Genomic DNA, 1,776 nt, shown 5'->3' with positions numbered 1-1,776 from the left:
GTTCTCGACCGACTTGCGGGTGATGACGTCGCGCGGCGCTATCTTGGTGCCGATCAGGCGAACCGCCGCCTTGCCGGTCTCTTCCGCGGCGACCAGCCGGTCGGCGTGCACCGCGGGGATCGCGGCGGTGCCCAGCAACGACATGCCCAGCGTCTCGGCGATGCAGGCCATCGTGGACGCCGTGCCCATCACGGCGCAGGTCCCGGCGGTCACCGACAGGCGGCCTTCGATGGTGTCGATCTCATCCTTGTCGACGGTCCCCGCCCGGTACTTGGCCCAGAAACCGCGGCAGTCCGTGCAAGCTCCCAAGCGTTGTCCCTTGTGCCGCCCCGTCATCATCGGTCCCGTGACGAGCTGGATCGCTGGCAGATTGGCCGAAGCCGCACCCATCAGTTGGGCGGGCACGGTCTTGTCGCAGCCTCCGATGAGCACGACCGCGTCCATGGGCTGCGCACCGATCATCTCCTCGGTGTCCATGGCCATGAGGTTGCGGTACATCATGCTCGTCGGGTTGAGGAACACCTCGCCGAGCGACACCGTGGCAAACGGCCGCGGCAGCGCGCCCGCGGCGAGTACGCCACGCGAGACCGCCTCGACGAGTTCGGGCATGTGCCGATGGCAATTGTTGAAGCCCGAGGGCGTCATTGCGATACCGACGATCGGCTTGGCGAGCATCTCGCGTGACAGGCCCATCGACCGCGCGAAGGAACGGCGCAAGAATCTGGCGAAGTCCTTGTCGCCGTAGTTTGTAAGTCCGTTGTCTATGCCGTGATCCGCCATCACTTCTCTCCTGACTTCGCCGATGCGCCTTCCTGACTTCGGTAGTCGACGCCGAGCAGCTCTTCGAAGACCGTGACCATTCCGCCCTTGTCCTTATCGCCATGCCCCTTCAGCAGGGCCATCTGGTAGGTCGCGGTCGCCGCGGCGAGGACCGGCATCGGGATCGAGAGATTGGCTCCCAATTCGGCACCGCTGATCAGATCCTTGTAGGCGTGCTTCATCGGATAGCCGTCGCCGAAATGCCCTTTCAGGATCCGGGGAATGAAAAACTCCGACGCGTAGCTGCGGCCGGTGCCGCTGTTGACGACCTCACCGACTAGATCGGGATCGAGCCCCATCTTCTTCGACATCGGAAGGATCTCCGCGAGCGCCGCGGCATTGATGTCGAACAGAAGCTGGTTGATGAGCTTCGTAAGCTGTCCGCTGCCGGGGCCACCCATGTAAAGAATCTTGTTGCCGATCAGGTCCAGGAGCGGCTTCACCTTGTCGAACACCGCGCGATCGCCACCGCACATCACCGTGAGGGTCCCGTCGATCGCGCGCGCTTCCATTCCGGAGATCGGCGCATCGAGGAACTGGACGCCGCGCGATGCCAGCTTCTCGGCGACCAAAACGGTCGTCTTGTAGGTGATGGTGCTCAGATCGATGACGATCTGGCCGGCGCGGGCACGGGTCAAGAAACCGCCCTCCCCCGTGACGACCTCCTCGACTGCCTTGTCGTTGGGCAAGCAGAGGAAGACGACGTCGGCATCGAAGATCGACGACTGATCGGCGGACGCAGCCACCCCCTTGCTCTCGAATTCGGTGAACGACTTGGACGATCGGTCCGTGACCGCCAACGCCGCACCCGACTTCAGCAAATTCATTGCAATCGGGCGGCCCATCTGCCCGAGGCCCGCAAAGCCTATCTTCATCTGTGGCTCCCTTCTTCAATGCGCTGAATTCACGCCGCGTCGTCAAGCGAACGCAATGCAGGTCGGACTGCCCGTTTCGATC

At 63.4% G+C, this 1,776-nt stretch carries 2 protein-coding genes; both read right to left on the bottom strand.

All coding sequences use genetic code 11. The features are described 5' to 3' along the window. Window positions 1-780, bottom strand: a 780-nt coding sequence (locus IVB12_RS00010) for a dihydroxy-acid dehydratase (protein WP_247294418.1), incomplete at its 3' end; no start/stop codon positions are given. Next, window positions 780-1,694: an NAD(P)-dependent oxidoreductase gene (locus tag IVB12_RS00005; protein ID WP_247294415.1), complete on the bottom strand. Its 915-nt coding sequence runs from the start codon at window positions 1,692-1,694 to the stop codon at window positions 780-782. The genes IVB12_RS00010 and IVB12_RS00005, both read right to left, overlap by 1 nt. Window positions 1,695-1,776 lie beyond the last annotated feature (82 nt).

This window comes from Bradyrhizobium sp. 179 (genome assembly GCF_023073535.1).
In the GTDB taxonomy this organism is placed as follows: domain Bacteria; phylum Pseudomonadota; class Alphaproteobacteria; order Rhizobiales; family Xanthobacteraceae; genus Bradyrhizobium.
Note: the sequence above shows the minus strand (reverse complement) of the source record. Positions and strands in the feature narration are given on the sequence as shown.